The 6,891-nt window shown below is 68.3% G+C and carries 6 protein-coding genes; 3 read left to right on the forward strand and 3 right to left on the reverse strand.

Annotation, left to right across the window (positions count from 1 at the left end; translation table 11 throughout):
- Positions 1 to 1,232 precede the first annotated feature (1,232 nt).
- From QMK24_RS40290 to QMK24_RS40300, 3 genes are all read right to left on the reverse strand, one after another.
- Entirely contained in the window at positions 1,233 to 2,300 is a 1,068-nt protein-coding gene (locus QMK24_RS40290) for a helix-turn-helix domain-containing protein (protein ID WP_283471877.1), read from the reverse strand.
- Positions 2,297 to 2,605, reverse strand: a complete 309-nt coding sequence (locus tag QMK24_RS40295; RefSeq protein ID WP_283471878.1) for a hypothetical protein — start codon at positions 2,603 to 2,605, stop codon at positions 2,297 to 2,299. Before QMK24_RS40295 ends, QMK24_RS40290 begins: the two co-directional genes overlap by 4 nt.
- A gap of 164 nt (positions 2,606 to 2,769) precedes the next feature.
- Positions 2,770 to 3,621, reverse strand: a complete 852-nt coding sequence (locus QMK24_RS40300; protein WP_283471879.1) for a GntR family transcriptional regulator — start codon at positions 3,619 to 3,621, stop codon at positions 2,770 to 2,772.
- 224 nt (positions 3,622 to 3,845) lie between these two features.
- Between QMK24_RS40300 and QMK24_RS40305 the strand changes: the two genes are divergently transcribed.
- The 3 genes from QMK24_RS40305 (at position 3,846) to QMK24_RS40315 (ending at position 6,048) form a co-directional block, all read left to right on the forward strand.
- On the forward strand, positions 3,846 to 4,757 hold the full coding sequence (locus QMK24_RS40305) for an RNA polymerase sigma factor (RefSeq protein ID WP_283471880.1): 912 nt from the start codon (positions 3,846 to 3,848) through the stop codon (positions 4,755 to 4,757).
- A 185-nt stretch (positions 4,758 to 4,942) separates the two neighbouring features.
- On the forward strand, positions 4,943 to 5,734 hold the full coding sequence (locus QMK24_RS40310; RefSeq protein WP_283471881.1) for a ParA family protein: 792 nt from the start codon (positions 4,943 to 4,945) through the stop codon (positions 5,732 to 5,734).
- The gene (locus QMK24_RS40315; RefSeq protein ID WP_283471882.1) at positions 5,731 to 6,048 is read left to right on the forward strand and encodes a hypothetical protein; all 318 of its coding nucleotides are present in this window, start codon (positions 5,731 to 5,733) and stop codon (positions 6,046 to 6,048) included. The genes QMK24_RS40310 and QMK24_RS40315 overlap by 4 nt, the downstream gene beginning before the upstream one ends.
- The last annotated feature ends 843 nt before the right edge of the window (positions 6,049 to 6,891 follow it).

The raw sequence follows: 6,891 nt of genomic DNA on the forward strand, positions 1-6,891 counted from the left end.
GGGCCCTAAAGGGCCTTAAATGAATTCCTTTCGGAATTCCAAACCCCGCATGAATTCCCCTTCGGGGAATTCGTTGTGGTTTATGTCGTGCCCCGTTGGGGCACTCGGGTGGGGTTCTTGCATTCCCTTTCAGGGAATTTGCGTTGTGTTTGGTTTTGGTTTTCCTTTCCCGTTGGTCAAGGGTTTGATTGGTTTTGAATGCGCTTCGCGCATTCGGGTTGGCATTGTTTACGCTTCTCGGAAACGTGGTTTTCTGCCGTGTCTCCATTCGGGTGTTGGCGGGGAATTTCGCTTCGCTGCATTCCGTTTTGCCGGGCGTTTCCTTTCCCGAACGCTTCGCTTATCGGGGCGGGTGGGGGCGCGTCCGGGACGGCGGGGCGGGTGGGGGGCTGGGTGAGTGCATCACGTCCCGAGCCTGTGTAGATACTGGGGTTTCGCCCCTCTGCCCCGGGGACGGCTTGCCTTGCATGCTGCTTCCGGAGTTCCCGTCCGGGGTGGGGCTGGCCTGTATTGGTGCGGGCTTCGGGGTGCGGGATTGGAAATGATGCAGATGTAGCTTTGGCGAATGTGAGGCACATCCCCCGGGGGCTGCCCACCTGTCGGCGGGCGGGTCCGGCTTTCTGGCTTTCCTGCTTGTTGGCGTGCTGGCTTTCTGGCTAGCTGGGCTGTCTGACTCCTTCGGAGTCTTTTCGTTGGACCGGTCATCGGGTGTGTTTCATTTCTGATGGTGGCTGAATTCTGGACTGAGATACGGGGCCCGGTGCCGTGACCGGGATTGTTTCGTTCGGCCGTGTTGTGGTGCGTCAGCGATAATGTTTCTGACGGCCAGTTAGTCGTTTATGAATTATGTTTTCGCGGTGCGGAATTGGTTGGGTTTATGGGTGGCGTGAGGGCGGGTTCGGGCACTGCGACCCGGGAGGCGGGTGCGGGAGGGGCGCCCCTGTCGGGGCGCCGAGCGCAGGGGCGGCCCGCGCGTGTCACAGGGGGTGTGACACGCGCCGACAACGCACCCGTCCCCAGGTCAGGCAGCGTGACGGCAGCTCCCGTCACGCCCCCGGTCACGCCCTCCGTCACGCCCGGAGAGGCTGCCGGAGGACGCCCACCGCCGGGCAAGGCTCCCGCTGCCAAGGGGCGGGAAACCCCCCGAAGCGCTGTACGCCCGCCTGTGGGCCTATCCGGGGCCGGGACACACCCAGCACCCAGACAAGCCCACACAACCCACAGGGGCCCGCTCAGGCGTCCGCAGAGACCCGGTCCGGGTGGCATGCGGGGCACGGCTCCCCGTCATGCGTTCCCGTGTTCGTGCGGAACAGCTTGTTGTGCACGGCGGCCGGGTTCCAGTCGCCGCACTGCCCGCACCACGCGGGCAGCCCGTTCTGCGTGCCGTCAGTGGCGGATGCTGCCGCCGTGCGCTGGCTCCCGGGCAGGGGCTCCTTGGACTTCGCCACGTGCTTGGCGAAGTCGGTCCAGCCGTTGGCCGGCATCTCCCGCGCCCGATCCGCCAGCCAGCTCTCCGGCAGACCGTGCGCCAGCAGCTCGGCCGCCTGGCTCTGGATCTCGGCCCGGGTGCCGTTCAGCACCGGCCGCCCGAGGGCAGCCGCGTACGCGTCCACGATCCGGGCCGCTGCTGCTGCGTCTTGTCCTGACGGCTCCCTCTGCTCCGGCACACCAGCACCAGCCACCGACCGGCCAGCAGTGGCCGTGTCTGTCCCTGGCGCAGCCGAACTCTCTCTCTCTCCCCGCCCCGCGGCTTCCGCACCGGCAGAAGAGAGAGAGATCTCTTCGGGATCACTAAGGGATAGGGAGTCATTTTGACTCATGCCTAGAGGCGTCATTTTGACTCCGGGTCGGAGTCGTTTTGACTCATAGGTAGAGTCAGAATGACTCATCAGCAGGTCAGAGGGGGGTTCGGGGTCATCCGGGGTCCCGCGAAGGGTGGCGCCCGGGTCGCCCTGGGTGTCGTCGTCGAACGTGATCTGGTCGATCAGGTTGTCGTCGTACACGGTCCGCTTGCGGGCCATCGAGGCCAGCAGCGGCAGGTTGACCCGGGTCAGGTTCGAGATCGGATCGCCCTTGCTGTTCTTCCGGCGCACCGACTTCACCAGGTTCTTCTTCACCAGCTGACGCTTGGCCCGCTGCACCGTGCTGCGCGACGTGCCGCAGTCATCCACGAGCCGGGCCTCACTGGGCCAGCAGTACCCATGCGGGTCCGTCCAGTTCGTATAGGCCAGCAGCAGCAACGTCTCCGAACCGTCGAGCCCCTCGGCCGCGAACACCATCCCCATGTGCCCCGCGCTCATCGGGCCACCCCCGCCAGGTAGCCGCGCGCCGCCAGCTCGTCCAGCGCGGCCTGGGCCGTCGCCACGCTGTCGGCGCCCGAGGCCGCCAGCGTCGCGGCGCTGAACACCTCGCCCACCCGGACGTTCAGCACGCGGGCGAACACGCCCAGCGTCTCCAGCGCCAGGCGCTCGTCACCGAACACCGGATTGTCGTGGACCTGCTCCCGCCACGATCGCGGGTCACCCACCCGGGTCCACGCCTGGGCGTCGGCCAGGCCGCTGGTGCCACCCACTCGCGTCATGTCGCTGCTGTCTCGTACGCTCATCAGTGAGCGCCCTCCACTTTCCGATTCGATCTGGAGTGCTTCCGCCGGCCCCCGGTGCTCCAACACCGGACCGGCCATTCAGGCCCCGCCTAGTGCGGGGCCTGTTGCTTTGTCTGGGCCCAGACTTCCTCAACTGGGCCCAGCGCTGGTGCAAGCGTGCTGATCTATTCGGTGCCGTCCAGCTCATCCGGATCGGCCTGGTAGTAGTCACTGGTGGCCGGACGCACAGGCCACTTCGCGGATTCGCCGCGTGGCAGGGGGTACCCCACTGCAAATAGCTCGGCCGACATTCGGACGTCCTGCACCTCCACAATCCGTTCCGGCTGACGACGTCTGGCAGGAAGAAACGTCACTCTCAGCGCCCGTAGGAGTGGCACGCCGGTCTCCGGCATCAGGAGCGCTGAACTTTCCTCCGGCGACGGCATCCGGGCGGACACTTCCTCACGCCAGCTCAGTGGACGCCCCGCCCACTCCTCTACGCGGTCGTACATTCCACCCATACCGGTGTCGCCGGAGAGGGCTGGTACCTCTTCGGTCACCCAGGCTGGGATCCACGAATCGGCCAACTGCCGGTGGTTCTCGACGTCCGGATCGCCAACGATCCGCTTCCGGACGGTAAGCAGTTCGCCCGTCTCCACACCGAGGACATCTGCAACATCGGCGGGAGCCGGAGCGGTGGTGACGCGCGTCTTTTCTCCATCCGGGTGGGGAATGGCCCGCCAATGCTGCACTTCCGGGCCGGAGAAGTAGCCCAGCTCATCGCGCTCGATCTGCCGGGCGCGCACCACAAGTCGCAGCCGGTCCGGGAGCTCGCGGACGAACACACCTGTCCGGCGGCGGCTCTCGATCAGTCCTTCGCGCGTCAGCAGCCCGTACGCCTTCCGCACGGTGATGTTGCTGACGCTGAACTCCTCCGCGATGTCGCGCATGTACGGCAATGCCGTGCCTGGCGCGTAGTCACCCGAGGTGATGCGTTCCCGCAGCGCTTGGGCGATCTGCTCGTACTGGGTGGCCATTAACGACCTCCTCTCATCGGATCGACCTGACTTATCTAAGGTATACCCCAACCGTTGCGCAGGCTAGTTCTGGGGTATACCTTAGCCGAAGCAACAAGAAAGGCCCCCGGTTAGAGCCGGGGGCCAGTCTGTGGCCTTGGTGTTAGAGCACCTGGGCCACGGATTTTGCCTCGGCGTTAGAGCGCCGGGGCTGGTGTCGGACCACCCTGGAAGGAAAACCCGACATGGCCATTGTGGCAGTTCAGACGCGTTTTGTGCGGCCGGATGCGGTGCAGCCGGGGCGGAAGCGGTGCAAGCGTGAGGAGCGGGCGCGGGGCGCGCTGATGGCGGGTAATGCTGCTGATGGGGGGCGGTTGCGGCCGGGTGAGGATGTGCCGTTGTCGGTGGGGGAGTCGGCGCGGTTGGGGGAGCTGTACGCGGTCCACGCGGGGTGGATGCGGGGGATGGTGGTGAACCGGCTGACGCGGCAGGGGCTGTCGTGGGCGGAGGCGGCGGAGCTGGCGGACGATCTTTCACAGAACGCGTGGCTGCGGGTGGCGCGGCAGGGGCGGGCGAAGCTGTTGGCGGGGCCGCTGGACGAGGTGAGCGAGCGCATCTTGTTGGCGCTGAACGTGAAGTCGGCGGTGGGTGACCACTTCGCGCTGCGGCGTTCGCACGAGGTGCCGGCGGACTTCGAGGCGCCGGAGTTCCGTGAGGTCGAGGCGCCGTCGATGCTGGATGCGGGGGCGCCGGGGATGTCGGCCCGGTGCCGTGAGCTGCTGGACGGCCTGTCGCCGGAGTTGCGGGCGGTGATGGTGGAGTTTTGCTACGGGGTGCCGCAGCGGGCGATGGCCGATCTGCTGGGCAGCAACCTCTCGACGGTGAACCGGCTGATCAAGCGGGCGGTGGCGGCGCTGGGCGGCGGCACCGGGGAGCCCGAGGTCGAGCCGGTGGCGCTTCAGTCCCTGCCGCCGGGCCAGCGCCGGGCGCTGGAGGGGCTGGGTGAGGAGGCGCGGGCGGTGCTGCTGCTGAAGCTGGCGGGTGTCTCGCAGACCGTGATCGCGCGGCGGGTAGGGCGCTGCGACGCGACGGTTTCGAGGCTGGTGCGGCAGTACGCGCACGTGCTGGCGGTCGGCTCGCTGGCCACGGCGGCGTAGACGACGGACGCCGTGGCGTCCGTCGTACAGCCCCGCACGGACGTGCGGGGCTGGTTTGCGTGTACGGCGTTTGTGCAGCTCGCCCCGTCCGTCCCCCCGTCCGTCCGGCTTGTTCGCTAGCCTGCTTTCTGGCCAGTTGGCTAGCTGGCTTGCGGACGGGTGGAGGGTGCGTAGTGGTGCGTCGGGTGGCGATCGGGAACAACAAGGGCGGGGTGGGCAAGACCACCGTCACGGTGCGGCTGGCGGAAGCGCTGGCGAAGGCGGGGCACCGGGTGCTGGTGGTGGATCTGGACCCGCAGGGCAACGCCTCGCGCCGGTTGGGCTGGGTCTACGACAAGGACGATCCGCAGCTCACGATCTCCGAGGCGATCCGCGCGGACGAGAGCGGGGCCGCATCCCAGGTGGTCCAGCCGGTCGGCTGGACGGCCGGGTACGCGGAGCGGATCGCGCTGTGTCCGGCGCGGCTGGAGCTGGAGAACCGGATGTCGGAGGCGGGTGTGGTGGGCGCGCACCGCCGGTTGGTCAAGGCGCTGGAGGGCGCGGACGACGACGTCGACTACACGCTGATCGACTGCCCGCCGTCGCTGTTCCACCTCACCCAGCTCGGGATGGCGGCGGCCGACGTGGCGGTGGCGGTGACGGAGCCGGAGTACGACGCGGTGGAAGCCGCGGTGCGCTTTCGCGACTTCATCGCCAACCGGGCGGCCGACTTGTCGAACCCCGGTCTGGAGCTGGTGGGCGTCATCGTCAACGGCGTCCAGGCGCAGCTCGGCTCGCACGCCTTCCAGCGCGAGGGGCTGCGCGAGACGTTCGGCGATCTGGTGTGGGATCCGGTTGTGCCGCGCCGGTCGGTGCTGATCGACGCGGACGAGTCGGCGCTGCCGCTGTCGGAGGTGAGCGGCGGGAAGGCGTCGGAGGTGCGCGCGGTCTTCGAGCTGCTGGCCGCCCGCTTCGTGAAGGCGGTGCCGGCCGCGTGACTCCGCCCCGCGAACGCAAGCGCCCGTCCGGCACGGCGACCAACACCGCGCTGACGCCCAGCACCGAGCAACTGCGGGTGGGCGACATCCCCCCGCCCGCCCCGGCCGGGCCCGCCAAGCCCGTGCGGGCCGCGCGGAAGACGGCTACCCGCAGCGCGGCCCCGGCCGCCGCGCCGGTCCGGGTGCCGTTCGGCACGTACCTGCCGCCGGATCTGCAGAAGCAGTTCAAGGCCCGCTGCGTGCTGCTCGGCATCGAGATGCGGGACGGCGTCGAGGACGCCATCCGGGCCTGGCTGGACGCCAACCCGGTCTGACCCCCCGGGGCTGCCCGGCAGGCGTCGGGCAGCCCCGGAACGGCATGGAACGTGCAGGTCACAGCGTTGGAACTGTCCTGGAACCGGGGTGGAACCGGGACGCCGGGACCGGAACCGTTCCGGCCGTACCGGCCCGATTACCGCCCGGTTCCGCCCCGCCATAACGCTCTGACCTGGGGGTTCCGTGCTGTTCCGGACCCGTTCCGCCCCTCATAGGTGCTCCGTCGGCAGACGGCCCGGGACCGCCGCACCGCTCCCGGGACTGGCCCCCGCCGCTCCCCCCGCCGCTCCTACCGTCACTGCTACCGCCACTACTACCGACAGCCGTGCGCCTTGATCCGGTGTTCTCGCAGGTCAGAACCCTTGTCCGGACGTCACTGGAAACCCCGACAACCCTCTTGCCTCCCACCCCCCAGTTGCACCCGATGAAAAGGACGGGTGCGGCTGGGGTGGCGGGCGGGCGCGAGGGTTCGGGCGTGGGATGGTGGCCTCGGCAGCCGGCCCCTCGGGCCCGCCGCTGATGCGACGGGCCGGGCCACCCGGCAAGCCCCGCCGGGAGCCGGTGCGGGGCTGTCACGCACCCTGTCACGCCGCCCTGTCACGCGGGCGGCTGTCGCGTGCTGTGAGCTGCGTAAACGCCACTGACCCCCACCCCTGAGCCGGGCGTGACAGGGCGGTGTGACAGCCGCTAGCGGGGGTGCTAGACCTAGCACCCCCTGACCTGTGCCAGTGAAGATGGGCCCCTTGTCATCGAAGTTGGGCTGATGGTTGTTTGTGTCATTGAAGATGGGCCACTGCATTGTTTGTGACATTGAAGTTGGAGCATCGATAGTGATCTTCTTA

Source organism: Streptomyces sp. PH10-H1 (assembly GCF_030063355.1).
Classification (GTDB): Bacteria; Actinomycetota; Actinomycetes; order Streptomycetales; family Streptomycetaceae; genus Actinacidiphila.

What these genes read in the sequence shown, in the direction of transcription:
- QMK24_RS40290 (WP_283471877.1), bottom strand. Translation starts at nt 2,300, where the DNA reads ATGAGCGCGGGGCACATGGGGATGGTGTTCGCGGCCGAGGGGCTCGAC.
- QMK24_RS40295 (WP_283471878.1), bottom strand. Translation starts at nt 2,605, where the DNA reads ATGAGCGTACGAGACAGCAGCGACATGACGCGAGTGGGTGGCACCAGC.
- QMK24_RS40300 (WP_283471879.1), bottom strand. Translation starts at nt 3,621, where the DNA reads ATGGCCACCCAGTACGAGCAGATCGCCCAAGCGCTGCGGGAACGCATC.
- QMK24_RS40305 (WP_283471880.1), top strand. Translation starts at nt 3,846, where the DNA reads ATGGCCATTGTGGCAGTTCAGACGCGTTTTGTGCGGCCGGATGCGGTG.